This window comes from Actinomycetes bacterium (genome assembly GCA_035489715.1).
GTDB lineage: Bacteria > Actinomycetota > Actinomycetes > JACCUZ01 > JACCUZ01 > DATHAP01.
The window spans coordinates 1-26,170 of the sequence record DATHAP010000025.1; the positions used below are offsets into that span (position 1 = coordinate 1).

22 protein-coding genes and 2 tRNA genes are annotated in these 26,170 nt (G+C 71.7%); 21 read left to right on the plus strand and 3 right to left on the minus strand.

The genetic code is table 11. The features are described 5' to 3' along the window. The first annotated feature begins 48 nt into the window (after positions 1-48). Genes VK640_02140 through VK640_02160 form a run of 5 tightly spaced genes read left to right on the plus strand, consistent with a single transcriptional unit; the run spans position 49 to position 5,915 of the window. The gene (locus VK640_02140; GenBank protein ID HTE71983.1) at positions 49-2,331 is read left to right on the plus strand and encodes a GAF domain-containing protein; all 2,283 of its coding nucleotides are present in this window, start codon (positions 49-51) and stop codon (positions 2,329-2,331) included. Next, positions 2,328-2,717 carry a response regulator gene (locus VK640_02145; GenBank protein ID HTE71984.1) on the plus strand — a complete coding sequence of 130 codons (390 nt, stop codon included), beginning with the start codon at positions 2,328-2,330 and terminating at the stop codon, positions 2,715-2,717. Before VK640_02140 ends, VK640_02145 begins: the two co-directional genes overlap by 4 nt. Next, on the plus strand, positions 2,710-3,837 hold the full coding sequence (locus tag VK640_02150; GenBank protein HTE71985.1) for a response regulator: 1,128 nt from the start codon (positions 2,710-2,712) through the stop codon (positions 3,835-3,837). The genes VK640_02145 and VK640_02150 overlap by 8 nt, the downstream gene beginning before the upstream one ends. Then, positions 3,834-5,408 carry a peptide ligase PGM1-related protein gene (locus VK640_02155; GenBank protein ID HTE71986.1) on the plus strand — a complete coding sequence of 525 codons (1,575 nt, stop codon included), beginning with the start codon at positions 3,834-3,836 and terminating at the stop codon, positions 5,406-5,408. The genes VK640_02150 and VK640_02155 overlap by 4 nt, the downstream gene beginning before the upstream one ends. Positions 5,409-5,456: 48 nt before the next feature. Further along, positions 5,457-5,915, plus strand: a complete 459-nt coding sequence (locus VK640_02160) for a ferritin-like domain-containing protein (GenBank protein HTE71987.1) — start codon at positions 5,457-5,459, stop codon at positions 5,913-5,915. A gap of 9 nt (positions 5,916-5,924) precedes the next feature. On the opposite strand, the gene VK640_02165 is transcribed toward VK640_02160, so the two are convergent. Then, a tRNA-Gly gene (locus tag VK640_02165) sits at positions 5,925-5,995 on the minus strand. A 77-nt stretch (positions 5,996-6,072) separates the two neighbouring features. Here VK640_02165 and VK640_02170 point away from each other — a divergent pair. The 5 genes from VK640_02170 to clpX all read left to right on the plus strand — a co-directional run bounded on the left by VK640_02170 (position 6,073) and on the right by clpX (position 10,583). Continuing rightward, a tRNA-Pro gene (locus VK640_02170) sits at positions 6,073-6,145 on the plus strand. A 132-nt stretch (positions 6,146-6,277) separates the two neighbouring features. Continuing rightward, positions 6,278-7,717, plus strand: coding sequence for a trigger factor (gene tig / locus VK640_02175; protein ID HTE71988.1), 1,440 nt, complete (start codon positions 6,278-6,280; stop codon positions 7,715-7,717). A gap of 131 nt (positions 7,718-7,848) precedes the next feature. Continuing rightward, complete coding sequence (locus VK640_02180) at positions 7,849-8,484, plus strand: ATP-dependent Clp protease proteolytic subunit (GenBank protein ID HTE71989.1); 636 nt, start codon at positions 7,849-7,851, stop codon at positions 8,482-8,484. 59 nt (positions 8,485-8,543) lie between these two features. Continuing rightward, a complete protein-coding gene (locus tag VK640_02185; protein ID HTE71990.1) occupies positions 8,544-9,158 on the plus strand; it encodes an ATP-dependent Clp protease proteolytic subunit in 615 nt (204 codons plus the stop codon). A gap of 138 nt (positions 9,159-9,296) precedes the next feature. Beyond that, a complete protein-coding gene (clpX, locus tag VK640_02190; protein ID HTE71991.1) occupies positions 9,297-10,583 on the plus strand; it encodes an ATP-dependent Clp protease ATP-binding subunit ClpX in 1,287 nt (428 codons plus the stop codon). Between the two features lie 42 nt (positions 10,584-10,625). Here clpX and VK640_02195 read toward each other — a convergent pair whose 3' ends face one another. Together VK640_02195 and valS are read right to left on the minus strand one after the other, a co-directional pair. After that, a complete protein-coding gene (locus VK640_02195) occupies positions 10,626-11,429 on the minus strand; it encodes a hypothetical protein (protein ID HTE71992.1) in 804 nt (267 codons plus the stop codon). A gap of 75 nt (positions 11,430-11,504) precedes the next feature. Beyond that, the gene (gene valS / locus VK640_02200; GenBank protein HTE71993.1) at positions 11,505-14,072 is read right to left on the minus strand and encodes a valine--tRNA ligase; all 2,568 of its coding nucleotides are present in this window, start codon (positions 14,070-14,072) and stop codon (positions 11,505-11,507) included. 127 nt (positions 14,073-14,199) lie between these two features. On the opposite strand from valS, the gene VK640_02205 reads away from it, so the two are divergent. The 11 genes from VK640_02205 to VK640_02255 all read left to right on the plus strand — a co-directional run bounded on the left by VK640_02205 (position 14,200) and on the right by VK640_02255 (position 26,077). Beyond that, complete coding sequence (locus tag VK640_02205) at positions 14,200-15,543, plus strand: folylpolyglutamate synthase/dihydrofolate synthase family protein (GenBank protein ID HTE71994.1); 1,344 nt, start codon at positions 14,200-14,202, stop codon at positions 15,541-15,543. 38 nt (positions 15,544-15,581) lie between these two features. Beyond that, positions 15,582-15,923, plus strand: a complete 342-nt coding sequence (locus VK640_02210) for a DUF4233 domain-containing protein (protein ID HTE71995.1) — start codon at positions 15,582-15,584, stop codon at positions 15,921-15,923. 11 nt (positions 15,924-15,934) lie between these two features. Then, on the plus strand, positions 15,935-16,342 hold the full coding sequence (gene ndk / locus VK640_02215) for a nucleoside-diphosphate kinase (GenBank protein HTE71996.1): 408 nt from the start codon (positions 15,935-15,937) through the stop codon (positions 16,340-16,342). Between the two features lie 283 nt (positions 16,343-16,625). Beyond that, positions 16,626-17,657: a rod shape-determining protein gene (locus VK640_02220; protein ID HTE71997.1), complete on the plus strand. Its 1,032-nt coding sequence runs from the start codon at positions 16,626-16,628 to the stop codon at positions 17,655-17,657. A 43-nt stretch (positions 17,658-17,700) separates the two neighbouring features. Next, positions 17,701-18,639, plus strand: a complete 939-nt coding sequence (gene mreC, locus VK640_02225; GenBank protein ID HTE71998.1) for a rod shape-determining protein MreC — start codon at positions 17,701-17,703, stop codon at positions 18,637-18,639. Beyond that, positions 18,636-19,148 (plus strand): rod shape-determining protein MreD, encoded by a 513-nt coding sequence (mreD, locus tag VK640_02230; protein HTE71999.1) that lies wholly within the window; start codon positions 18,636-18,638, stop codon positions 19,146-19,148. The genes mreC and mreD overlap by 4 nt, the downstream gene beginning before the upstream one ends. Then, the gene (mrdA, locus tag VK640_02235) at positions 19,145-21,397 is read left to right on the plus strand and encodes a penicillin-binding protein 2 (protein HTE72000.1); all 2,253 of its coding nucleotides are present in this window, start codon (positions 19,145-19,147) and stop codon (positions 21,395-21,397) included. The genes mreD and mrdA overlap by 4 nt, the downstream gene beginning before the upstream one ends. After that, entirely contained in the window at positions 21,394-22,578 is a 1,185-nt protein-coding gene (gene rodA, locus VK640_02240) for a rod shape-determining protein RodA (GenBank protein HTE72001.1), read from the plus strand. Before mrdA ends, rodA begins: the two co-directional genes overlap by 4 nt. Positions 22,579-22,630: 52 nt before the next feature. Then, on the plus strand, positions 22,631-24,607 hold the full coding sequence (locus tag VK640_02245; protein ID HTE72002.1) for a TIGR03960 family B12-binding radical SAM protein: 1,977 nt from the start codon (positions 22,631-22,633) through the stop codon (positions 24,605-24,607). After that, a complete protein-coding gene (locus VK640_02250) occupies positions 24,604-25,314 on the plus strand; it encodes a hypothetical protein (protein ID HTE72003.1) in 711 nt (236 codons plus the stop codon). The genes VK640_02245 and VK640_02250 overlap by 4 nt, the downstream gene beginning before the upstream one ends. 22 nt (positions 25,315-25,336) lie before the next feature. Continuing rightward, the gene (locus VK640_02255) at positions 25,337-26,077 is read left to right on the plus strand and encodes a TIGR03936 family radical SAM-associated protein (protein ID HTE72004.1); all 741 of its coding nucleotides are present in this window, start codon (positions 25,337-25,339) and stop codon (positions 26,075-26,077) included. Positions 26,078-26,170: the final 93 nt, after the last annotated feature.

Here is a 26,170-nt window from a genome sequence, read left to right on the forward strand (position 1 = left end):
CATGGCCCGACGCGGGCCCGCAGCGCCCTGTGCGGCGAGGGGGTCCGCATGCCCAGCGACGAGGCAGCAGCTTCAGGTCCCGGCCACCCGGACGACGGCGAGCTCGGGCGCCTGCGCGCCGACCTCCGTGAGTCCCGGGAGCACCTCGATGCGACCGGCGAGATCTTGACGGCCCTGGGCCGCTCGGCGGCTGACCTGCAAGGCGTGCTCGGGACGGTGGTCGCGAGTGCCCGCCGCCTGTGCGGGGCGGACGCCGCCCTGGTCTCCCTCCTCGAGGAGGGCACCTTCCGGGTCGCCGTGGAGAGTGGTGTCTCCGACGACTACCTCGACTACATCCGCGAGAAGCCGCTGGTCGCGGACCGGGCGAGCCTGGCCGGCCGGGTCGCCCTCGACCGTCGGGCGCAGCAGATCGCGGACGTCCTGGCCGACCCGGAGTACGGCCGGCCCGACATCCAGCGCGTGGGAGGGTTCCGGACCGCTCTCGGAGTGCCCATGATCGTCGAGGCCGAGGTCGTCGGCGTGCTCTCTCTCTGGCGTAGCGAGGTCGACCCGTTCAGCGAGCGAGCCATCCAGCTGGTCAGCACCTTCGCCGCCCAGGCCGCGATCGCGATCCGCAACGTCGACCTCGTGCGTGACCTGCGGGCCCGCACGACCGAGCTGGCGGACAAGGTCGGTCAGCTGGAGGCCCTGCGGGAGATCGGGCACGTGGTGAACTCGAGCCTCGACCTGGACGAGGTGCTCACGACCATCGTCACGCACGCCGTCCAGCTCACCGGCACCGACGGCGGCTCCCTCCTCGAGCTCGACACCGCCAGCCAGGCGTTCCGGATCCGGGCGGCGTTCGGCACCACAGCGGAACTCCTCCAGCGGCTCGGCGCGACCCACATCTCCTTGGACAATTCCCTGGTCGGCCGGGCCTGCCTCGAGGGACAGCCGCAGATGGAGGAAGACCTCGAGACGGCGGTCCTCGATCCCCATCTGGCGCAGCTCAGGAGCGCCGGGTGGCGCTCGGTGCTGGCGGTCCCGATGCAGCACGAGGCGGAGATCGTGGGTGCCCTGGTCGTGCGGCGACGCAGTCCGGGCGGATTCTCGGAAGAGATTCCCGAGCTGCTGCAGACCTTCGCCGGCCAGTCCGCGCTCGCCATCGTCAACGCCCGTCTGTTCGGAGAGCTGCAACGGCGGACCGGCGAGCTCGACGTGGCCAGCAGGCACAAGTCCGAGTTCCTCGCCAGCATGTCGCACGAGCTGCGCACACCTCTGAACGCCGTGATCGGGTTCTCCGAGGTCCTCCTGGAGCGCATGTTCGGTGACATCAACGACCGGCAGGAGGACTACCTGCGGGACATCCTCGCCTCCGGCCGGCACCTGCTCGAGCTGCTGAACGACATCCTCGACCTGTCCAAGGTCGAAGCCGGACGCATGGAGCTCGACCCGTCGCAGTTCTCCGTGCGCGAGTCCCTCGACCAGTCCCTCGCACAGGTCCGGGAGCGGGCCGCGGCGCACGCCATCGAGCTCGACCTCGAAGTGGCCCCGGACGTCGGTGAGGTGACGACCGATGAGCTGCGCTTCCGGCAGGTCGTCCTGAACCTGCTGTCCAACGCGGTGAAGTTCAGCCGCGACGGAGGGCAGGTCTCGGTCCGGGCCGCGATGGAAGGCGACGAGCTGTGCATCGCGGTCTCGGACACGGGCGTGGGGATCGACCCAGCGGACAGCGAACGCATCTTCGAGTCGTTCCAGCAAGCCGGCAGGGCGCGAGAGAGGACCGAGGGCACGGGGCTCGGTCTGACACTGTGCCGGCGGATCGTGGCGCTGTTCGGTGGCCGGATGTGGCTCGACAGCGAGCTCGGTCGAGGAAGCACGTTCAGCTTCACCGTGCCGCTCACGGAGTCGCGCGCCGACCGTCCTCGAGCCGGCCAGCTGCCGGACCAGGCCCCGCTGGTCGTCGTCGTGGAGGACGACCGCCGGTCGTTGGACCTCGTGACGCTGTACCTGGAGGGGGCCGGTGTCCGCGTGGTCGCCGCCCATGACGGTCTGCAGGGACTGGCCGCCGTGCGGGACCACCAGCCGGTGGCCGTCGTCCTCGACATCCGTCTTCCCGGGATGGACGGGTGGAGAGTGCTCGAGGCGCTGAAGAGCGATCCGGCGACCGCCGCTGCTCCCGTCGTCGTGGTGACGATGCTGGACGAGCGGCCCCAGGCCGTGGCGCTCGGTGCGGCCGAGTACCTCGTCAAGCCGGTCGGGCGGGACGACGTGCTCGCTGCCCTGCAGCGGGTCGGCGCTCTGCCGTCCCGGCCCGTGAGGGCTGGGGCGGAGCGGGGCGAGACGGCGTGAGCGAGGCCATGATCCTCGTCGTCGAGGACAACCCGCGAAACCTCAAGCTGATCCGCGACGTCCTGGACTTCGCCGGGTTCGAGGTGGTGGCCGCGAGCTCGGCCGAGGAGGGCCTTGCCATCGCGCTCGAGCGTCCGCCGGACCTCGTCCTGATGGACCTGCAGCTGCCGGGGATCGATGGCACCGAGGCACTTCGCCGGCTCCGGGGGTCGCCCCTCACCGAGTCCGTGCCGGTCGTGGCCGTCACGGCGTCCGCGATGAAGGACGACCGCGAACGCGCTCTCATCGCCGGCTTCGACGGCTACCTCGAGAAGCCGATCAGCGTCCGCGCGTTGCCGACCCAGGTGCGCGGATTCCTTCCCACCGGAGAGGTGTCACGTGACTGATGACGCCACTGTGCTCGTCGTCGACGACCTGCCGCAGAACGTGCGCCTGCTCGACGCCGTCCTCACGCCTCGCGGCTTTCGCGTGGTCGGCGTGTCGTCCGGTGAGGAGGCCTTGGCGTCCGTGCACGAGCAGGTGCCTGACATCGTGCTGCTCGACATCGTGATGCCGGGACTGGACGGCTACGAGGTGTGTCGCAGGCTGCGGCAGGACCCCCTGACCGCCTTCCTGCCGGTGGTGATGATCACGGCGAGCGGCGACCAGGAGAAGATCGCGGCGATCGAGGCCGGTGCCGACGACTTCGTCACCAAGCCCTTCGACCAGGCCGAGCTGTTGGCGCGGGTGCGGTCGCTGGTGCGGGTCAAGCGCTATCACGACACGGTGGAGCGGCAGAAGGTGGAGCTCCAGGGCTGGAACGAGGAACTGGAGCAGCGGGTCAAGGCCCAGGTGGACGAGCTCGAACGCGTCAACCGTCTCCGGCGGTTCCTCGCGCCGCAGCTGGTGGACCTCGTCGTCCACTCGGGGGACGAGTCGTTCCTGGAGAGCCATCGCCGGGAGATCGTCGTCGTCTTCTGCGACCTCCGCCGCTTCACCGCGTTCGCCGAGACCGCAGAGCCCGAGGAGGTCATGACCGTCCTCGGGGAGTACTACGCAGCGCTCGGAGACCTCATCCACCGGTTCGAAGGCACCCTGGAACAGTTCGCCGGCGACGGGTTGATGGTCTTCTTCAACGACCCGCTCCCGTGCGACGACGCGGCCCTGCGGGCCGTCCGGATGGCGGTGGCCATGCGCAGCCGGGTCCAGGACCTGATCGGCGAGTGGACCCGGCGCGGGCACGACCTCGGCTTCTCGATCGGCATCTCCCAGGGCTTTGCCACGCTGGGACGCGTCGGCTTCGAGGGTCGCTACGACTACGCCGCCATCGGCAGCGTCACCAACCTCGCCTCACGGCTGTGCGGGGAGGCCGCCCAGGACCAGATCCTGGTGACCCAGCGAGTGCATGCCGCGACCGCCGAGCAGGTCGTCGGCCAGCCCCTGGGCGAGCTGACCTTGCGCGGCTTCACCCGGCCGGTCCAGGTCTATGACGTGAAGGGGCTCGACGCGGCGCGGGTGACGTCATGACCACCAGCAGCCTGCGGAGTCGCGCCCTGGCCGATCTCGACGAGGACGAGCGCTATGCGCTCTTCGACCGGCTGCAGGACCGGATGGCCGGGGCCTGGTCCGTGATGGGACTCAACGAGGAGGGCGAGTCGGTGGTCGTCGTCCCCTCGGTGACGCTCGACCGGGTCACGGAGCGCAGCGGCTCCCTCGGCCAGGCCATGGAGGAGCGGTTCCTCTTCCTGCTGCTGCTCCTGCGGGAGCCCCGGCTGCAGATGGTCTACGTCACCTCGATGCCGATCGCGCCGGCCGTCGTCGAGTACTACCTCGCCCTCCTGCCCGGCGTGATCCCGAGCCACGCCCTCGCCCGGCTGACCCTGGTCCCGGTCAACGACGCCTCGCCGCGGCCGCTGAGCGAGAAGCTGCTCGAGCGTCCCCGCCTGCTCGCCCGGATCGCCGAGCTCGTGCCGGACCCGTCCCGCTCGCACCTCGTGCCGTACACCACGACGACGCTCGAGCGGGACCTGGCGCTCGCGCTGGGCATCCCCGTCTACGGCGCGGACCCCCGGCTCTTCGACCTCGGGACCAAGACCGGCTGCCGCCGCCTCTTCGCCGAGGAGGGAGTTCGTCATCCGATCGGTTTCGAGGACCTGCACACGCTCGACGACCTGCTCGACGCCACCCTGCGCCTGCGCCGTGACCGGCCGTCGGTCCGGTACGTGATCGTCAAGCTCAACGAAGGCGTCTCGGGCGAGGGCAACGCCATCGTGGACCTGGGCGGGCTGCCCGCGCCTGGGTCGGCCGAGGAGCCCGCGGCGGTCGCCGACCGGTTGCGCCGGATGGAGTTCGAGCGCCCGGACATGCCGTTCGACGCCTACGTGGCCAAGCTCGGCCAGCGCGGAGGCATCGTCGAGGAGCGCATCACCGGAGCCGAGCTGCGCAGCCCGAGCGTCCAGCTCCGGGTCCTGCCGGGCGGTCTGGTCGAGCTGCTGTCCACGCACGACCAGCTCCTCGGTGGGCCCAGCGGGCAGAGCTACCTCGGGTGCAGGTTCCCCGCGGACTTCGCCTACGCGAGGGCGATCAGCGCCGATGCGCTTGCGGTGGGCCAGCGACTCTCCCGCGAAGGCGTGCTCGGCAGGTTCGCGCTGGACTTCGTCGTCGTGGATGACGGCGACGGAAGCTGGACGCCGTACGCCATCGAGATCAACCTGCGCAAGGGCGGCACGACCCATCCCTTCCTCACCCTGCAGTTCCTGACGGACGGCCGCTACGACGGGGCCACCGGCCTGTTCCTCACCCAGGCGGGCAAGGAGAAGCACCTTGTCGCCACCGACCATCTCGAGTCGGCGGCCCTGCGCGGTCTGAGTCTGGACGACCTCTTCGACATAGTCGCCCGGCACGGTCTGCACTTCGACCAGGCGCGGCAGACCGGCATCGTGTTCCACATGATCAGCTGCCTGACGGAGCACGGTCGCGTGGGGCTCACGGCGGTCGGGGACAGCCCGGCCCACGCTGATCAGCTCTACCGGCGCGCCGAGCGCATCCTCCTTGACGAAGCGGCCAACGCGCAGCGGCCGGTGCCCGTCCGGATCTAGCGCAGTTTCGGGTGTTCTGAGCGCTGAGGGCGGGGTAGTCCGCCGGGCATGCCTGACGAGGAGCCCGCGCAGGGCCGTGAACCGATGGACGAGACCGAGGTCCGGCGCACGCTGGGCGCCGCCCTGACCCTGCAGTCCAGGTCCCTGCTCGAGATGACGCTGCTGGCCGGGGCGATGCGCGGCCTGGCCGGCGTGGGCACGAAGGCGCGGCTGCGCCAGTTCGTGCAGCACGAGCTGGAGGACACCTACCTGCTGACCGAGAAGCTGGCGGCGGTCGGCGGCGAGCCGGACCTCGACGTCGGCACGGTGCGCCCGGAGCCGGACCCGGCGAAGGCCCTCGCCGGCTTCGTCGAGCGGGAGCACGATGTCGTGACCGCGCTGCACGCGGTCATCTCGCACTCCGGGCAGGAGCCGCGCAGCGAGGCGCTCGAGCACCTCCTCGAGCACGTGATCATGCGCAAGCAGCAGCAGCTCGACTTCCTGAGCCTGGCGCTGGAGAGCGGCTGACCTGCGTTGAGCGGGTGACGGGAATCGAACCCGCATGACCAGCTTGGAAGGCTGGGGCTCTGCCATTGAGCTACACCCGCGGGCGACGCAACCCGCGCCCGGGCGGCCGCTGGGTTAGCCCGCAGCGGCAGCGGGCCCTAGGATGCCATGTGCGCTGCGGGGCGTAGCGTAGTGGCTAGCGCGCCTGCTTTGGGGGCAGGAGATCGGGAGTTCGAGTCTCCCCGCCCCGACCCACCGCACCAGGCCGGCTGCTCGTTCCGCTCGATGCGTCCCCTCGCGCCGTACGGCCCGGTCGCACACCTGCACCCCCCGCACGCCTGACACCCCGCACACCGCCCCCGCACGCCAAGGAGCCCGCCCCCGTGAAGAGCGACCTCGAGACCCTCAACCCGACCCGGGTGAAGCTGACGGTGGAGGTGCCTTTCGAGGAGCTCAAGCCGAGCCTCGACGCCGCCTACCGCAAGATCGGTGGCCAGGTCTCGATCCCCGGCTTCCGCAAGGGCAAGGTGCCGCCGCGCGTCATCGACCAGCGCTTCGGCCGCGCTGTGGTGCTCGAGGAGGCCGTCAACGAGGCGCTGCCCGAGCTGTACGGGCGGGCGGTCGAGGAGAACGACGTGCAGGTCCTCGGCCAGCCCGAGGTCGACGTCACCGAGCTCGAGGACGGCCAGCACCTGACGTTCACCGCCGAGGTGGACGTCCGGCCGCAGTTCGACCTGCCGGACTACGAGGGCCTCGAGGTCACCGTCGACGACGCCGAGGTGACCGACGCCGAGGTCGAGGAGCAGGTGGACGGCCTGCGCGAGCGGTTCGCCACGCTGACCGGCGTCGACCGGGCGGCGGCCGACGGCGACTTCGTGTCGATGGACCTCGCGGCCACCGTCGACGGCCAGGCGGTCGAGGAGCTCACCGCCAAGGGCCTCAGCTACCAGGTCGGGTCCGGGTCGCTGCTGGACGGCCTGGACGAGGCGGTGACCGGTCTCTCCGTCGGTGAGTCGAAGAACTTCCCGACCACGCTGGTCGGCGGCGACCACGCCGGCCAGGAGGCGACCGTCACGGTCGAGCTCAAGTCGGTCAAGGAGCGCGAGCTGCCCGAGCTCGACGACGACTTCGCGCAGACCGCGAGCGAGTTCGACTCGCTGGACGAGCTGCGCGACGACGTGCGCAAGCGGGTCGGCGAGATGAAGGCCGTCCAGCAGGGCGTGCAGGCGCGAGACAAGGTGCTCGAGGCGCTGCTCGCCAATGTCGACATCCCCCTGCCCGAGGGCGTCATCAAGGCCGAGATCGACTCGCGCAACCACAACATGGCCCACCAGCTGGAGGCCGCCGGCATGAGCCGCGACGACTTCCTGACCGCCGAGGGACAGACGGCTGAGGAGTTCGACGCTGACATCGAGAAGCGGACCCGTGAGGCCATGACCGCGCAGTTCGTGCTCGACAAGGTGGTCGAGAAGGAGCAGCTGTCGGTCAACGAGCAGGAGCTCACCGAGCACATCGTCCGCAGCGCGTCGCGCTACGGCATGGGCCCGGACCAGTTCGCCCAGCAGATCGTGTCGGCCGGCCAGGTGCCGGTGCTCGTGTCGGAGGTCGTGCGCGGCAAGGCGCTCGCCCTGGTGCTCGAGAAGGCCGTGGTCACCGACGAGTCGGGTCGTCCCGTCGACCTCGAGGCGCTCCGCGAGGACGCTTTGGAAGCCGATCCCGCGCACCTGGGCGAGCCGGTCGAGGAGTCGTCCGACGAGACGGCCGTCACTGCGTCGGACGAGCCGGCCGCCGAGGCCGCGGACGAGGAAAACGCGCCCGCCTGACCTGTCCGGGTGACGCCCGTGCGCCGACAGCGAACAGCGCGGAGTCGAGGACGTCGCGAGCGGTGCCGGGCGTTAGTGTCGCTACCAGTTGATCGGCAGGACACACCCGCACACGAGACAGGTGACGCGCAGTGAGCGAGCTCATCACCCCCCGGCTCTCCGGACCCGAGGGCCGTTCGCCCCAGCCCCAGGGCATGGGCCTGGACGACCAGGTCTACAACCGCCTGCTCCGCGAGCGGATCATCTTCCTGGGCTCGGTGGTCGAGGACGCCAACGCCAACGCGATCTGCGCGCAGCTGCTGCTGCTCGCGGCCGACGACCCCGACCGCGACATCTGGCTCTACATCAACTCGCCGGGTGGCTCGGTCTCGGCCGGCATGGCGATCTACGACACGATGCAGTTCGTCAAGAACGACGTGGCCACGGTGTCGATGGGCCTCGCGGCGTCGATGGGGCAGTTCCTGCTCTGCGCCGGCGCCCCGGGCAAGCGCTACGCGCTGCCGCACTCGCGGATCATGATGCACCAGCCGTCCGGCGGCCTCGGGGGCACCGCCTCCGACATCCGGATCCAGGCAGAGCAGATGCTCTACACCAAGAACAAGATGGCCGAGCTGATCGCGGCGCACACCAACCAGACGGTCGAGCAGATCGAGCGTGACTCCGACCGCGACCGCTGGTTCACCGCCGACGAGGCCCGCGACTACGGCATGGTCGACCAGGTCGTGAGCAGCGCCGGCCAGGTGAGCGGCTCGGGCGGCACCGCATGAGTCACCCCGTCAACCCGGTGCACCCGGTCGACCGCGCCCCGCGAGGAGAACGAGCCCAGATGAGCGACCTGTCCCTGCCGAGCTCCCGCTACTACCTGCCCCAGATCGAGGAGCGGACATCGTACGGCTGGCGGCGCACCGACCCCTACGCCAAGCTCTTCGAGGAGCGCATCATCTTCCTCGGGCAGGCCATCGACGACACGATCGCCAACGACGTCATGGCCCAGCTGCTGACCCTGGAGTCGGCCGACCCCGACCGGGACATCTCGATCTACATCAACTCGCCCGGCGGCTCGTTCACCGCGCTCACGGCCATCTACGACACGATGCAGTTCGTCCGGCCGGACATCCAGACCACCTGCCTCGGCCAGGCGGCGTCGGCGGCCGCGATCGTGCTCGCGGCGGGCACGCCGGGCAAGCGCTTCGCGCTGGCCAACTCGCGGATCCTCATCCACCAGCCCTCGACCGAGGGCGGCGGCCAGGCCAGCGACGTCGAGATCCAGGCCCGCGAGGTCCTGCGGATGCGCTCGCTGCTCGAGGAGATGATCGCCAAGCACTCCAACCGCACCGCGGAGCAGGTGCAGGTGGACATCGAGCGCGACAAGATCCTCACCGCCGAGGAGGCCGTGGACTACGGCCTGGTCGACCGGGTGCTGACGACGCGCGGGGGCTGAGGGCGACGGACGCCCGAACGGGCGAACCGGACAGGCCCGGCGGCGCAGTAATGGAGGCGCATCGGGCCGCACCGGGGTACCGTCAGGACACGGACGATCCGGTCGCCAGGCCGGTCAGCGAGAGGGAGAGGCCCCCGGGTGGCGCGCATCGGTGACGGCGGCGACCTGCTGAAGTGCTCGTTCTGCGGAAAGAGCCAGAAGCAGGTCAAGAAGCTCATCGCCGGTCCCGGCGTCTACATCTGCGACGAGTGCATCGACCTCTGCAACGAGATCATCGAGGAGGAGCTCTCGGAGAGCTCGGACCTCAAGTGGGACGAGCTGCCCAAGCCGATCGAGATCTGCGAGTTCCTCGACTCCTACGTCGTGGGGCAGGACGTCGCCAAGAAGGCCCTGGCCGTCGCGGTCTACAACCACTACAAGCGGGTGCAGGCCGGTGAGCTCTCCGGCGGCAAGGGCGGCCGAGACGAGCACGTCGAGCTGGCCAAGTCCAACATCCTGCTGATCGGCCCGACCGGCTGCGGCAAGACCCACCTGGCCCAGACCCTCGCGCGCATGCTCAACGTGCCGTTCGCGATCGCCGACGCCACCGCCCTCACCGAGGCCGGCTACGTCGGCGAGGACGTCGAGAACATCCTGCTCAAGCTGATCCAGGCCGCCGACTACGACGTCAAGAAGGCCGAGACCGGGATCATCTACATCGACGAGGTCGACAAGATCGCTCGCAAGAGCGAGAACCCGTCGATCACCCGCGACGTCTCCGGCGAGGGTGTCCAGCAGGCGCTGCTCAAGATCCTCGAAGGCACCACCGCGTCGGTGCCGCCGCAGGGCGGGCGCAAGCACCCGCACCAGGAGTTCATCCAGATCGACACCACCAACGTGCTCTTCATCGTGGGCGGCGCCTTCTCCGGCCTCGAGAAGATCATCGAGGGCCGGATCGGCCGCAAGGGCCTCGGTTTCGGCGCCACCCTGCACTCCAAGGCCGACCGCGACTCCACCGACGTGTTCGGTGACGTGCTCCCCGAGGACCTGCTCAAGTTCGGCATGATCCCCGAGTTCATCGGCCGGCTGCCGGTCATCACCAGCGTGCGCAACCTCGACCAGGACGCACTCGTGCGCATCCTCACCGAGCCGCGCAACGCGCTGGTCAAGCAGTACGAGCGGCTCTTCGAGCTCGACGGGGTCGAGCTGGAGTTCACCGACGACGCCCTCGAGTCGATGGCCGACCAGGCCATCCTGCGGGGCACCGGCGCCCGCGGACTGCGGGCGATCATGGAGGAGGTCCTGCTCTCCGTGATGTACGAGGTGCCCTCGCGCAAGGACGTCGCCAAGGTGGTCGTGACCCAGGAGGTCGTGCTCGAGCACGTCAACCCGACCCTCGTGCCGCGCGAGTCGCCCAAGCGCGAGCGCCGCGAGAAGTCCGCCTAGCCCCAGATCAGGACGTACGCCGCGAGGCACTCGCCCCGGCGGTCACTGCGCGTCCCACGCCTCGGCGGTCACTGTGGCGACGGTCGCCGGGTCGGGCGGCGTGGCCGCCAGCCCCAGGACGAGGACGGCGCGGCGCCAGAAGCCCTGGACGCACATGGTGACGCCGACACCCTCGGCTGCCTGTGCCGGCTGGGTGTAGCAGGTCGTGCCGTCCTGCTCGGTCTTCGTCCAGCCGGCGAGGAGGTCGGGCTCCGAGCCGGGATCCGTGCTGTCGCTGCCGCCGCGCACGGCGACCAGCAGGTAGCCGCTGCCCAGGCCGTCCGAGTAGAAGCCGACCTTGGCCGTGCCGCCCGCAGCCAGCTGGTCGGTGACTCCCTGCTGCATGCCGCCGAGCTCCGCGTCCGACTTCGCGCCGGCCAGCCGCGGCATGTCGCCCAGCGTGTCGGGAAGGACGGGGTCGGCGACGAACTGCTGCCAGCCGAAGCGCCCGCCGAAGACCGCGAGGAGCAGCACGAGCACCGCGACCCCGGCGACCACCACCTTGGTGGTGGAGCCGGTGCCGCGGCGGGCGCCGGGCGGCGGCCCGGGCGGGCCGGTGTAGGCAGGTGCCGGAGCGCCGAAGGGGGCGTCCCCGAAGGTGCCGAACTGGCCGCCGGCCGCCGGAGCGGCACCGCCGAACTGGCTGGGGGCGACCGGAGCGGCGCCGCCGAACGACCCGCCGAAGCTTCCGCCGTCGCGCGGTTGCGGGGCGGCGAAGAACCCGAGGTCGCGCACCGGGCGAGGCGGCGGCACGGGCGCCGCCGGGTCGGCCGGCGGCGCGGCGTGCTGTCGGTCCTGGTCGGTCACGTGGTCCCCTCGGCCGGAACGGTCGTCAGGGGTGCGTCGGCACCGTCCCGGGTGGCCTTGAGGGCCGGTGGGCCCTCAGAGAGTCACCGTGGCGGTGAGGGTGCCGTCGGCGGGGCCGAACACCAGCTCGCCGACCCGGCCGGTGGCCTGCAGGTCGTCGGCGGCCAGCCGCACCCGGTCCAGGGCCGCCTGGGGGCCGCTCACCGTGGCCGCAGCGACGTCGGTGCGCATCGAGGTCTTGGCCTCGGACTTGGCCTTGCGGATCGCGGCCAGGACCACCGCGGTGTCGCGGAGGACGCCGGCGTCGGCGCCCGGGGCGAGCGCCGCGACCTGGTCGGCCTCCGGCCACGCCGACCGGTGCACCGATCCTTCCTGCCACCACGACCAGACCTCCTCGGTGACGAAGGGCAGGAAGGGGGCGAGCAGCCTCAGCTGTACCGAGAGGGCGGCTGCCAGGGTCGCCTTCGCGGACGCGGCCGACTCGTCGCCGCGACCACCGTATGCGCGCTCCTTGACCAGCTCGAGGTAGTCGTCGCAGAAGCCCCAGAAGAACGTCTCGGTGACCTCGAGGGCGCGGGTGTACTCGTAGGCGTCCATCGCCTCGGTCGCCTCGCGGACGACCCCGGCGAGGGTGGCGAGCAGAGCCCGGTCCAGCGGGTCGCTGACGGCCTCGGGGGCCTCGACCGCACCGAGCGACAACGCGAACTTCGACGCGTTGAGCACCTTGATGGCCAGCCGGCGCCCGATCTTCATCTGCGTCTCGTCGAAAGGGCTGTCCATGCCCGGCCGGGCGCCGGCGGCCCGCCAGCGCACCGCGTCCGACCCGTAGCGCTCCAGCACGTCGGTCGGCACCACGACGTTGCCCTTGGACTTCGACATCTTCTTGCGGTCCGGGTCGACCACGAAGCCGGAGATCGCCGCGTGCGTCCATGGCACGACACCGTGCTCGTAGTGGGCGCGCACGACGGTCGCGAACAGCCAGGTGCGGATGATCTCGTGCGCCTGCGGGCGCATGTCCATCGGGAAGGTGCGCGCGAAGAGGTCCGGGTCGCGCTCCCAGCCGCACACCACCTGCGGCGAGAGCGACGAGGTCGCCCAGGTGTCCATCACGTCGGGGTCGGCGGTGAAGCCACCCGGCACGTCACGCTGGTCGTCGGTGTAGCCGGGCGGGGTCAGGGACGCCGGGTCGACGGGCAGGTCCGCCTCGTCGGCGAGGATCGGGTCGTCGTAGTCCGGCTGGCCGTCGGCGTCGAGGCGGTACCACACCGGGAAGGCCACCCCGAAGAACCGCTGCCGGCTGACCAGCCAGTCGCCCTGCAGCCCGTTTACCCAGTTCTCGTAGCGGTGCCGCATGAAGTCGGGCACCCAGGTGATCTCGCGGCCGCGCTCCACGAATGCCGCCCGCAGCTCCTCGTCGCGCCCGCCGTTGCTGATGTACCACTGGCGGCTGGTCACGATCTCCAGCGGCTTGTCGCCGTTCTCGTAGAAGTTGGCCATCCGCTCGGTGGGGGTCGGCTCGCCGTCGAGGTCGCCGGAGGCGCGCAGCGCGTCCACGACCGCCGCCCGCGCCGAGAAGGTCGTCTTGCCGGCGATCTCGGCGTACGCCGCTGCGCCGGTCTGGCTGCCCGCCAGCCACTCGGGCGTCTCGCGCAGCAGCCGGCCGTCGCGCCCGACCACCGACCGCACGGGCAGGTCGAGCTCGCGCCACCACGTGACGTCGGTCAGGTCGCCGAAGGTGCAGCACATCGCGATGCCGGCGCCCTTGTCCGGCTCGGCGAGGTGGTGCGCGAGCACCGGCACCTCGACGCCAAACAGCGGGGAGCGGACGGTCGTGCCGAACAGCGGCTGGTAGCGCTCGTCGTCCGGGTGGGCGACCAGCGCGACGCACGCCGGGATCAGCTCGGGTCGGGTGGTCTCGATGTGGACCGGACCCTCGGGGCCAGCCGTCGGATGGAAGGCAACCCGGTGGAAGTGGCCGGGGTAGGGCCGGGCCTCGAGCTCGGCCTGGGCCACCGCGGTCTGGAACGTCACGTCCCACAGGCTGGGGGCCTCGGCCTGGTAGGCCTCGCCGCGCGCCAGGTTGCGCAGGAAGGCGCGCTGCGACGCGGTCCGGGAGGCGTCGCCGATCGTCGTGTACTGCTGGGACCAGTCGACCGAGAGCCCGACCAGGCGCCAGAGCTGCTCGTAGGCCTGCTCGATCTCCTCGGTCCACCGCTCGCAGAGCTCGATGAAGTTGCGCCGGGAGATCGGCACCTGCTTCTTGGGGTCCGGTTTGGCCGGCAGCTGGAAGTCCGGGTCGTAGGGGACCGAGGGGTCGCACCGCACACCGAAGTCGTGCTGGACCCGGCGCTCGGTCGGCAGGCCGTTGTCGTCCCAGCCCATCGGGTAGAACACCTCCCGACCGCGCATCCGCTGGTAGCGGGCCACGATGTCGGTGTGCGTGTAGGAGAACACGTGCCCCACGTGCAGGGAGCCGCTCACCGTCGGCGGCGGTGTGTCGATGGAGAAGACCTGCTCGCGGGTCTTCGACCGGTCGAAGCGGTAGATGCCCTGCTCGTCCCATACCTGGGTCCAGCGCGCCTCGAGGCCGTCGACGGTCGGCTTCTGGGGCACCCGCGCGGCCGCGGGGGTCAGCTGGTCCATGCCCCGGATCCTATGGGCCCCTCGCCAGCAGGTTTGGCTGCCCGGCCGAGGCCGGCCGGGCTGGCCTAGGCTCGCCGACGTGTCGGAGACCAGCCGGGAGACGAGCCCGGAGACCAGCCCCGATGAGGTGGTCGGTGCGCGACTGCGCGAGGTGGAGCGGGCTATCCTCGGCCGCACCCCCGAGCACGACATCGTCCCGTCGCTGGACCGCATCCGCGAGGTGCTCGACCTGCTCGGCGACCCGCAGCAGTCGGCACCGGTGATCCAGGTCGCGGGCACCAACGGCAAGACGTCCACCACCCGGATGGTGGAGACCCTGCTGCGCGAGTTCGGGCTGCGCACCGGCCGGTTCACCAGCCCCCACCTGCACTCGGTGCGGGAGCGGATCGCGTTCGACGGGGCCCCGATCGACCCGGAGCGGTTCGTCGCGACGTACGACGACGTCGCTCCCTACCTCGACCTCGTCGACTCCCGGCACGACGTGCGGCTGTCGTTCTTCGAGGTCCTCACGGCGATGGGCTACGCCGCCTTCGCGGACGCGCCGGTCGACGTCGCCGTGGTCGAGACCGGCATGGGCGGCACCTGGGACGCGACCAACGTCGCCGACGCCGCCGTCGCCGTCGTGACGCCGATCGCCATCGACCACGTGCGCTTCCTCGGCTCGACGGTCGAGCAGATCGCCGGCGAGAAGGCGGGGATCATCAAGGCCGGCAGCTACGGCGTCATCGCGCAGCAGCCGGTCGAGGCGGCCGAGGTGCTGCTGCGCCGCTCCGTCGAGGTGGGCGCGATCGTGGCGCGCGAGGGCCTGGAGTTCGGCGTGCTGGCGCGGACCCTCGCCGTCGGCGGCCAGGTGCTCAGCCTTCGCGGGCTTGCCGGGGAGTACGACGAGGTCTTCCTCCCGCTCATGGGCCGACACCAGGCGCACAACGCCGCGGTGGCGCTGGCCGCGGTCGAGGCGTTCCTCGGTGGCGGGCACGCTGAGCGCGGGCCGCTCGACGTCGACATCGTGCGCGCCGCGTTCGCCAAGGTGACGTCTCCCGGCCGGCTCGAGGTGGCCCGGCGCTCGCCGACGGTGCTGCTCGACGCCGCCCACAACCCGGCCGGGGCCCGGGCCACGGCCGAGGCCGTGCAGGACTCGTTCGGCTTCACCCGGCTGGTGGGTGTCTTCGCGGCGATGGCCGACAAGGACGTACGAGGGATGCTCGAGGCCCTCGAGCCGGTGCTCGCGGAGGTCGTGGTCACCGAGGCGACGTCCGGCCGGGCGATGCCGGCCGACGAGCTGGCAGCGGTCGCCGTGGAGGTGTTCGGAGAGGACCGGGTCGAGGTCACCCCGCGGCTCGACGACGCGATCGACTCCGCGGTCGCCCTCGCCGAGGAGGAGGGCGACCTGGGTGGCTCCGGCGTGCTGGTGACCGGCTCGATCGTGACCGTCGCCGAGGCGCGGACCCTGCTGGGGCTCGGCGACCGGTGACGGGCGACCGATGAGGGGCGACCGGTGAGGGGCGACCGGTGAGGGGCATCGCCGCGTCCGTCCTGGTGTTCGAGGGCCTGGTCGTGTTCTTCGCCACCCTGGTGGCCCTGGACCTCAGCGACGTCGACGACGCGACGCTCTGGTGGACCGGGGGCACCCTGGCGGTGACCTGCGTGCTCACGGCCGGCCTGCTCGGCCGGCCGTGGGGCTACCTCGCGGGCTCCGTGCTGCAGGTGCTGGTCGTCGCGGCCGGCTTCCTGGTGCCGGTGATGTTCGTGCTCGGCCTGGTCTTCGCCGCCCTGTGGTTCCTGGCGTTGCACCTGGGCCGCAAGGTCGCCCGGATGCAGGCGGCCCAGCCACCTCCGGAACCCCCGGGCTAGGCTCCGGCCCCGTGAGCGAGCGCACACTGGTCCTGGTCAAGCCGGACGCCGTCCGCCGCGGGCTGGTGGGGGAGGTCCTCCAGCGGTACGAGCGCAAGGGCCTGCGCATCGTGGCCATGGACCAGCGCACCGTCGACGGCGAGACCGCCGACCGGCACTACGCCGAGCACCTGGAGCGCGAGTTCTACCCGCCGCTGCGCGAGTTCGTCACCTCGGGCCCGTTGATGGCGATGGTGCTCGAGGGCGACCAGGCGATCGCGGTGGTCCGGGCGCTCAACGGGGCCACCGACGGCCGGGTCGCTTCCGCCGGCACCATCCGCGGCGACCTGTCGCTGTCGAACCGCGAGAACATCGTCCACGCGTCGGACTCGGCCGAGTCGGCCGCCCGCGAGATCGCGATCTTCTTCCCCACCCTCTAGCCCGCGGCTGGCCGAAATGATCACGTCCGCGTGATCGATGCACCCGAAGCACGGCGTATACGCCGTGTTCCGGGGCCAATGACCAGGTGAACGTGATCATTCCGGGAGCCCGGATGGTCGGGGACGGCGGGCATTGAGTTGTCACAACTTGGCGGCGGTCCGGCGCGCGGTGGCGGGCCGGACCCTCGGGACGCCGATACGATGCGGGTGACCGGACGGGGCAGCCCGCCCGGCTCATGCAGCCTGATGCACCTGCACGCGATCCGGAGGGCCACTCCCGCACATGGGCACCAACATGTCGTTCATCGGCCGGGACATGGCCGTCGACCTCGGGACGGCCAACACCCTGGTCTACGTCCGCGGCAAGGGCATCGTGCTCAACGAGCCGTCGGTCGTGGCGATCAACACCAACACCGGTGGCATCCTCGCGGTGGGCGCCGAGGCCAAGAAGATGATCGGCCGCACGCCGGGCAACATCGTGGCGATCCGGCCGCTGAAGGACGGCGTCATCGCCGACTTCGACACCACCGAGCGGATGCTGCGCTACTTCATCCAGAAGGTGCACCGCCGTCGTCACCTGGCCAAGCCGCGCATCGTCGTGTGCGTACCGAGCGGCATCACCGGGGTGGAGCAGCGGGCGGTCAAGGACGCGGGCTACGCGGCCGGCGCCCGCAAGGTCTACATCATCGAGGAGCCGATGGCGGCCGCGATCGGCGCCGGCCTGCCGGTCCACGAGCCCACCGGCAACATGGTGGTCGACATCGGTGGCGGCACCACCGAGGTCGCCGTCATCTCGCTGGGCGGCATCGTCACCAGCCAGTCGATCCGCACCGGCGGCGACGAGCTGGACACCGCGATCATCACGTACGTGAAGAAGGAGTACTCGCTCATGCTGGGCGAGCGCACCGCGGAAGAGATCAAGATGGCGATCGGCTCGGCGTTCCCGGCGCCGGACGAGCCGCACGCCGAGATCCGGGGCCGCGACCTCGTCTCCGGCCTGCCGAAGACGATCGTGGTCAGCGCCGAGGAGATCCGCAAGGCGATCGAGGAGCCGGTCAACTCGATCATCGACGCGGTCAAGACGACGCTCGACAAGTGCCCGCCCGAGCTGTCCGGCGACATCATGGACCGCGGCATAGTCATCACCGGCGGCGGTGCGCTGCTCAAGGGCCTGGACGAGCGCCTGCGCCACGAGACCGGGATGCCGATCCACCTCACCGACCGTCCGCTGGACTCGGTGGCGATGGGGTCCGGGAAGTGTGTCGAGGAGTTCGAGGCGCTGCAGCAGGTGCTCATCTCCGAGCCGCGACACTGAGGGGCAGCGGGCGGCGGGTCGCAGGGCCGATGAACAGGGACAGATGAACAGGGACACCCGTCGTACCCGGGTGCTCCTCGCGCTGCTCCTCGTCACCTCCGTCGCCCTGGTCCTCATCGACCACCGTGCCGCCGACGAGTCCCCGCTGGACGGTGTCCGAGGGGCAGCGGCCGCGGTGTTCGGGCCGGTCGAGCAGGTGGCCGCCGCGATCGCCGGCCCGGTCAGCGACGCGGTCGACGGCGTCTCCAGCATCGGCGACGACGCCGACGAGGTCGACCGGCTCCGTCGGCGCAACGAGGAGCTGACCCGCCGGCTTCGGACCGGCGAGCTGGACCGCAACCGGGCGGCGCAGCTTGACGCGCTGCTGCACGTCGCCGCCACCGGGCGCTACCGCGTCGTGCCCGCACAGGTGATCGCCATCGGGGCCGCCCAGAGCTTCTCGTGGACCGTGACGATCGACGCCGGCACGCGCGACGGGGTGCGCGCCGACATGACCGTGCTCGACGGTGACGGCCTGGTCGGCCGGGTCAAGACCGCCGGGCCGTCGACGGCCACCGTGCTGCTGGCCGTCGACCCCGAGTCCTCGGTCGGGGTCCGGCTCGAGGGCTCGATGGAGGTCGGGTTCACCACGGGGCAGGGCATCGACGACGACGGTGCGCTGGACCTCCGGCTGCTCGACGGGCAGTCCACCGTGGCGCCCGGCGACCGGCTGGTCACCTTCGGCTCGCAGGGTGACACTCCGTACGTGCCGGGTGTGCCGGTCGGCGTCGCGCGCAGGGTCCAGGGCAGCCCCGGGTCGCAGACCCGGACCGCCGTCGTCGAGCCCTACGTCGACTTCACCGCCCTCGACCTCGTCGGGGTGGTGGTCGAGCCGCCGCGCACCGACCCGCGCGACGCGGTCCTGCCGCCTCGCCCGACGCCGTCCGAGTCGACGCCGCGGCCCACCGTCACCGTGACGGTCCAGCCGGGGGGCCGGCGGTGAGCGCGCCGCGGGTCGCGCTGACCGCCGTCCTGGTCGTCGTGGCGCTCGCGCTGCAGGTCACCTTCCTCTCCCGGCTGCCGCTGCCCGGCGCGACGCCGGACCTGGTCCTGCTGGTGGTCGTGGCCACCGCCCTCAGCGGCGGACCCACCGTCGGCCTGCTGACCGGCTTCGCGGCCGGGCTGGCCCTCGACCTGGTGCCGCCCGCCGACCACGAGGTGGGTCGGTGGGCGCTCGTCCTCACGGTCGTGGGCTACCTCTCCGGTCTCACGCAGGTCGAGAGCCGCCGGTCGGCGTTCGTGCCGCTCGTCGTGGTCGCGGCCGCCGCCGTCGGGTCGGTCCTGCTGTACGCCGGGGTCGGCGCCCTGCTCGACGACCCCAACGTGACCTGGTCGGCCGTGACGGACCTGCTGCCCACGGCGCTGGTCTACGACGTGGTGCTCAGCGCCTTCGCCGTGCCGGCCGTGCTCGCACTGAGCCGACGGGTGGAGCACGAGGCGGTGCTGCGATGAGTGAGCGTTCCCGGCTGCGGCTCGTCGTGCTGCAGGTGCTCGTGCTGTCCCTGCTGGTCACCCTGCTGGGGCGGCTCTGGTACCTGCAGGTGGTGGCGTCCGAGAACTACCGCACCGCGGCGGCCGAGAACGGCACCCGCGAGATCATCACCCCCGCGCCGCGGGGGATGATCCTCGACGCCCGTGGCCGGCCGCTGGCCCGCAACCGCACCGCGCTGGTGGTGTCGATCAGCCGCACCGCGATGTTGCGCCAGCCCGACGACGGCCGGGCCCTTGTGACGAAGGTCGCCGACGTCATCGGCGAGCCGTTCGAGCAGGTCTGGGACAAGACCAGGCTCTGCGGCTCCGAGGGTGCGCCGCCCGCGCCCCGGTGCTTCAACGGCTCGCCCTACCAGCCGATCCCGGTCACCGACGAGGCCGACACCGAGATGGCGCTGCAGATCATGGAGCGCCGGGAGGACTTCCCGGGCGTGACGGCCGAGCTGACGGCGGTCCGTGAGTACCCCGAGCCGCTGAGCGCCAATGCCGCCCACGAGCTGGGCTACCTCGGGCCGGTCACCGACGAGGAGCTGGCTGCTCGCGAGGTCGCGAACGACCGGCGCGGCGCCAAGAACGAGACGGTGCTCCAGCGCACCGACCTGATCGGCCGGGCCGGTCTCGAGCGGCAGTACGACGACGACCTGCGCGGGCGGCCCGGCGTCAAGACGCTGGCGGTCGACCATGAGGGCGGCGTCATCGACACCCTCGCCGAGACCGAGCCCACGCCGGGCAACTACCTGGTGACCACGATCGACGCCCAGGTGCAGGCAGCTGCCGAGAAGCAGCTCAAGGCCGCGATCATGCGAGCCCGCAACACCGGTGACATCAACAAGGGCTACGCGACCAAGCTCAAGGCGGACTCCGGCGCGGTCGTCGTCATGGACGTGCGCACCGGCGGGATCGTGGCGATGGCGAGCTGGCCGACGTACGACCCGAACATCTGGGTCGGGGGCATCAGCACCAAGGACTACAAGAAGATCACCAGCAAGCGCAACGACTACCCCAACCAGAGCCGCGCCTTCCAGGGCGAGTTCGCCCCGGCGTCCACCTTCAAGGCGGTGACCCTGCCGGCGGCGATCAAGGCGGGCTACTCGGTCGACGGGTCCTACGACTGCCCGTCGGCCTACTCGATCGGCGGCGCCCCGAAGCGCAACTACGAGTCGCAGGGCTACGGCGTCATCTCGATGCTGCGCGCCATCCAGGTGTCCTGCGACACGGTGTTCTACAAGTTCGCCTACGAGACCTGGCTGCGGATGGGCGGCCTGAAGGCGAAGAAGAACGCGAAGGACCCGTTCACCCAGATGGCCAAGGCGTTCGGTCTCGGCCGGCCGACCGGCCTCGACCTGCCCGCCGAGTCCGACGGGCGGATCGCCGACCGGGCCTGGAAGCGCGCCTACTGGAAGGCCACCAAGGACTTCTACTGCGCCAAGTCCAAGTCCGGCTACCCGGAGGTGGCCCGCAAGGACCCGGCCCGCGCGGCGTACCTGCTCCAGCTGTCGAAGGAGAACTGCGTCGACGGCTGGGCCTACCGCGGCGGTGACGCCGCCAACTTCGCCATCGGCCAGGGCGACACGACCACCACGCCGCTGCAGATGGCGCGGGTGTACGCCGCGGTGGCCAACGACGGCACGCTGGTCACCCCGCACATCGGCCGCGCGATCATGACTCCCGAGGGTGAGCTCGTCCGGCGGATCGAGCCCGAGCCGGCCGGCCGGGTGCCGGTCAGCAAGGCGACGTTGGACTGGCTGCGCCACGCCCTGCGCACGGTGACAGAGGTCGGCACCGGCTACGGCCCGTTCGCCCGGGCCGGCTTCCCGATCGGGAAGCTCCCGGTCGCGACCAAGACCGGCACCGGCGAGGTCTACGGCAAGCAGACGACGTCGTGGTTCGCGTCGTTCGCGCCGGCGACCAAGCCGCAGTACGCCGTCGTGATGATGGTGTCGCAGGGCGGCACCGGCTCCGGCGTCTCCGGTCCGTCGGTGGCCGAGCTCTACAAGACCCTCTTCGGCGTCGACGGCGGCCGGGTCGACCTCGCCGCGGCAGTGCCGCCCGGTGGCCACCCGACCCGGGCGCTGCCGGTCGTCCGTCCCGACGGGACCGTCGTACAGCCGCGCGGCGGGAACGTCAGCGGCGCCGTCACCCGGACCGACACCAGTAGCGGCCTGGTGCCCGACCTGCGGGCCCGGCGCGAGGACGAGAGGGACGGATGAGCGCCGGCTACCGTCCCACGCCCTACACGGTGCCGCCTCCGCGGCGCGGCTCCCGGCTGCTGCACCGCGACTCGATGCTGCGCCGGATGGACTGGACGCTGCTCGTCGCGGTGATCGGGCTGGCCGCGATCGGAGCAGCGCTGGTGTGGTCGGCGACCAGGGGGGCCGCCGAGGAGACCGGCGGCGACCCGGAGGCGTTCCTCAAGAAGCACATCCTCAACGTGGTCATCGGGCTGGTGCTCGCAGTGGTCGCGTCGCTGTTCGACTACCGGATGCTGCGCGCCTACGCGCCGGTGCTCTACGGGCTGTCCCTCGTCGGGCTGGTCGCGGTGCTGTCGCCGCTGGGTTCCACGATCAACGGATCTCACTCGTGGATCGTGCTGCCCGCGGGCTTCTCGGTGCAGCCCTCCGAGCTGGCCAAGGTCGCGGTCGTCGTCGGCATGTCCATGCTGCTCGCGGAGAAGCGGGACGCCGAGGACGAGCCGCGCGACGTCGACGTCGTGCTGGCGCTGGCGTTCGCCGCCGCGCCGCTCGTCCTCGTGCTGCTGCAGCCGGACCTCGGGACCGTCCTCGTGATGTGCGCGATCGTGCTCGGGATGGTCGCGGTGTCCGGCGCGCCGATCCGCTGGGTCGTCGGGCTGGTGGTCGGTGCCGTGCTGACCGCGTTCGTCGCGGTGCAGGTCGGCGTCCTGAAGGACTACCAGCTGGACCGGTTCCGCGCGTTCTACGACCCGACCGCCGACCCCAAGGGGGCCGGCTTCAACGTCCGGCAGGCCCAGATCGCCGTCGGGTCGGGCGGCATGGACGGTCAGGGCCTCTTCCACGGCGCGCAGACCCAGGGCCACTTCGTCCCCGCGCAACAGACCGACTTCATCTTCACCGTCGCGGGGGAGGAGCTCGGGTTCGTCGGCGCCGCCCTGGTCATCGGCCTGCTCGGTCTGGTGCTCTGGCGGGCCGGCCGGATCGCGATGCAGGCCGAGGACCTCTTCGGCCGGCTGGTCGCCACCGGTGTCCTCTGCTGGTTCGCCTTCCAGGCGTTCGAGAACATCGGCATGACGCTGGGGATCATGCCGGTGACCGGCGTGCCGCTGCCGTTCGTGTCGTACGGCGGCTCGTCGATGTTCGCCGGGCTGATCGCGGTCGGTCTCCTGCAGAACGTGCACATGCGCCGCTACGCCTGACCGGGGTTAGGCTGGACGCTTCCCCCGACCCCGATGAAACAGGTTCGTCGCCGTGCCCGTCGAGACGTCCGTCGAGTCGCTCTTCCCGCGACTGGAGCCGCTGCTCACCCAGGTGCAGAAGCCGATCCAGTACGTCGGCGGCGAGCTCAACTCCACCGTCAAGGACTGGGACTCCTGCGACGTCCGCTGGGCGCTGATGTACCCCGACGCCTACGAGGTCGGCGTGCCCAACCAGGGCGTGATGATCCTCTACGAGGTGCTCAACGAGCAGGAGCGCACGCTCGCCGAGCGCGCCTACGCGGTCTGGCCGGACATGGAAGCGCTGATGCGTGAGCACGGCGTGCCCGCGTTCACCGTCGACGCGCACCGACCGGTCGGCGCCTTCGACCTGCTCGGCGTCTCCTTCGCGACCGAGCTGGGCTACACCAACCTTCTGCAGACGCTCGACCTGGCCGGCGTGCCCCGCCGGGCCGCGGACCGCACGGTCGACGACCCGGTCGTCGTCGCCGGCGGGCACGCGGCCTTCAACCCGGAGCCGGTGGCCGACTTCGTCGACGCTGCCGTGCTCGGCGACGGTGAGCAAGCGGTGCTCGGCATCAGCGCCGTCGTGCGGGACTGGAAGGCCGAGGGCCGCCCGGGCGGGCGCGAGGAGCTGCTGATGCGGCTGGCCCGCACCGCGGGCGTCTACGTGCCGTCGTTCTACGACGTCGCCTACCTGCCGGACGGGCGGATCAAGCGGGTCGCGCCCAACCGCCCGGGCGTCCCGTGGCGGGTCGGCAAGCACACCGTCATGGACCTCGACGAGTGGCCGTACCCGAAGCAGCCGCTGGTGCCGCTGGCCGAGTCGGTGCACGAGCGCGCCTCGGTGGAGATCTTCCGCGGCTGCACCCGCGGCTGCCGGTTCTGCCAGGCCGGCATGATCACCCGCCCGGTGCGCGAGCGGTCGATCACCGGCATCGGCGAGATGGTCGAGAAGTCGCTGGCCGCCACCGGTTTCGAGGAGGTCGGCCTGCTCTCGCTGTCCAGCGCCGACCACTCCGAGATCGCCGCCATGACGCACGGCCTGGCCGACCGCTACGAGGGCACCCAGACCTCCCTGTCGCTGCCCTCGACCCGGGTCGACGCGTTCAACATCGACCTGGCCAACGAGCTGACCCGCAACGGCCGGCGGACCGGGCTGACCTTCGCCCCCGAGGGCGGCAGCGAGCGCATCCGCAAGGTGATCAACAAGATGGTCACCGAGGACGACCTGATCCGCACCGTCACCGCCGCCTACTCCGCCGGCTGGCGCCAGGTGAAGCTCTACTTCATGTGCGGCCTGCCGACCGAGACCGACGACGACGTGCTGCAGATCGCTGAGCTCGCCAAGCGGGTGATCGCCACCGGCCGCGAGGTCACCGGCCGCAACGACATCCGCTGCACGGTGTCGATCGGCGGCTTCGTGCCCAAGCCGCACACACCCTTCCAGTGGGTCGGCCAGCTCGGCCATGACGCCACCGACGCCCGCCTCGCCAAGCTGCGGGAAGCGGTCCGCTCGGACAAGCGCTTCGCCAAGGCCATCGGCTTCCGCTACCACGACGGCAAGCCGGGGATCGTCGAAGGGCTGCTGTCCCGCGGCGACCGGCGGGTCGGCAAGGTCATCGAGGCGGTCTACGAGGCCGGCGGCCGCTTCGACGGGTGGAGCGAGCACTTCTCCTTCGACCGCTGGATGACCTGCGCGGAGGCCGCGCTCGCCGACACCCCTGTCGACGTCGACTGGTACACGACCCGCGACCGCGACTACGCCGAGGTGCTCCCGTGGGATCACCTCGACTCGGGCCTGGACCGCGACTGGCTGTGGGAGGACTGGCAGGACGCCCTCACCGGCACCGAGGTCGAGGACTGCCGCTGGACCCCGTGCTTCGACTGCGGCGTCTGCCCGCAGCTGGGCACCGAGATCCAGCAGGGCCCGACCGGGCAGACCCTCATCCCGCTCACCGTGCTCAACTCGGCGCGGGACCAGGTGCTCGCCTCGAGCCCGGCCGAGTGAGCGGCACGCCCGACACCATCCACCAGCGCGGCCGGGACGCCGTGCTGGCCGGGAGCGAGCTGCTGGACGTCCCGCCCGGCCCCGGCTCGCAGCGGTGGGGGCTGTCCCTCGACGTCTTCCCCGACCCGGAGGCCGGGGCGCGGCTGGCGGCGCTTGCCGACCAGGCCGCGGCGCTCGCCGGGCCCGGTCAGTGGCTGACCGGGGGCACCGGGTCGGCGCACCTCACCGTCACCTACCTGGAGCGCATCTGGCGCGAGGTCGGCGCCGACGACCCGGAGGTACGTCGCCACGCCGCCCACCTGCGCCGCGCCGCCGCCGCCAGCCGGCCGCTGCGCTGGGAGGTCACCGGACTGGTCCTCGCCGACCGCGGGGTGCTCGCCCTGTGCACGCCGGTCGACGACGCTCCGGCCGCGTTCCGCTCGGCGATCCTGACCGGCCTGGGCGGTCTCGGGGCCGAGGAGGCGGGCTACCGGCGGGCCGTCTGGTGGTCGACGCTGCTGCACTTCGCCGCTCCGGTCGCCGACCGGGCCGGCCTCGTCGACTGGGTGGAGGCGCGCGCGGAGCTGCCCCAGCCCCTGGTGCTGCGAGGAGACCGCGCCGCGGTGGTCCGCTACGCCTTCGACGGCCAGCGGACCAGCCCGCTGGAGCTCGCCGCAGCCGGGTTGCCGGGCGTACCCGAAGGAGCGACCGGTGCCGCGCACTCCTGAAGGACCACCGCCACCGCCCGCCGTGCAGCGACTCCGCCTGCGCTTCGCCAAGCGCGGCCGGCTGCGCTACTCCAGCCACCGTGACTTCCAGCGGGCCTTCGAGCGTGCGCTGCGCCGGGCCGCGGTGCCGATGGCCTACTCGGCCGGCTTCTCGCCGCACCCGAAGGTGAGCTACGCCGGCGCCGCGCCCACCGGGGTTGCCAGCGAGGCGGAGTACCTCGAGCTCGGGCTGGCCGAGCGCTGCGACCCGCAGCGGCTGCGGGCGGCGCTGGATGCCTCGCTGCCGCCGGACCTCGACGTCCTCGAGGTCGTCGAGGTGCCGCCGCCGCCGCCCAACACCAAGGCGCCGGCGCTCGCCGACCGGCTGCAGGCCTCGGTCTGGGAGATCCGGCTGGACGGCGTCACGCCCGGCGAGGCGGGGTCCGGGGTGGCGGCCTTCCTGGCCGCCGAGCGGGCCGAGGTGTCGCGGATGACCAAGAACGGTGTGCGCACGTTCGACGCCCGGGCGGCGGTCGTCTCACTCGGCGTGGCGGACTCGCCGCACCCGGTCGGGTCGCCGGCATGTGCGATACTGCGACTGGTCGTACGGCACGTCACACCGGCCGTTCGACCCGATGACGTCCTCGCCGGTCTCACGGCGATCGGCGCCCTCGCGCCGCGGTCGGCCCCCTCGGTCGTCCGGCTGGCGCAGGGTCCGCTCGACGAGGAGTCCGGCACGGTGTCCGACCCACTGGCACCGGACCGGGACTTCACCGGCGGCTGACCGCCGCCGCGCACCGCGGGACTGCCACGGGCGGGCCCTGGGGACGCGCGGCCGACGCCGCACCCACCAGACCTCACGCCAGACCGCCGTCCT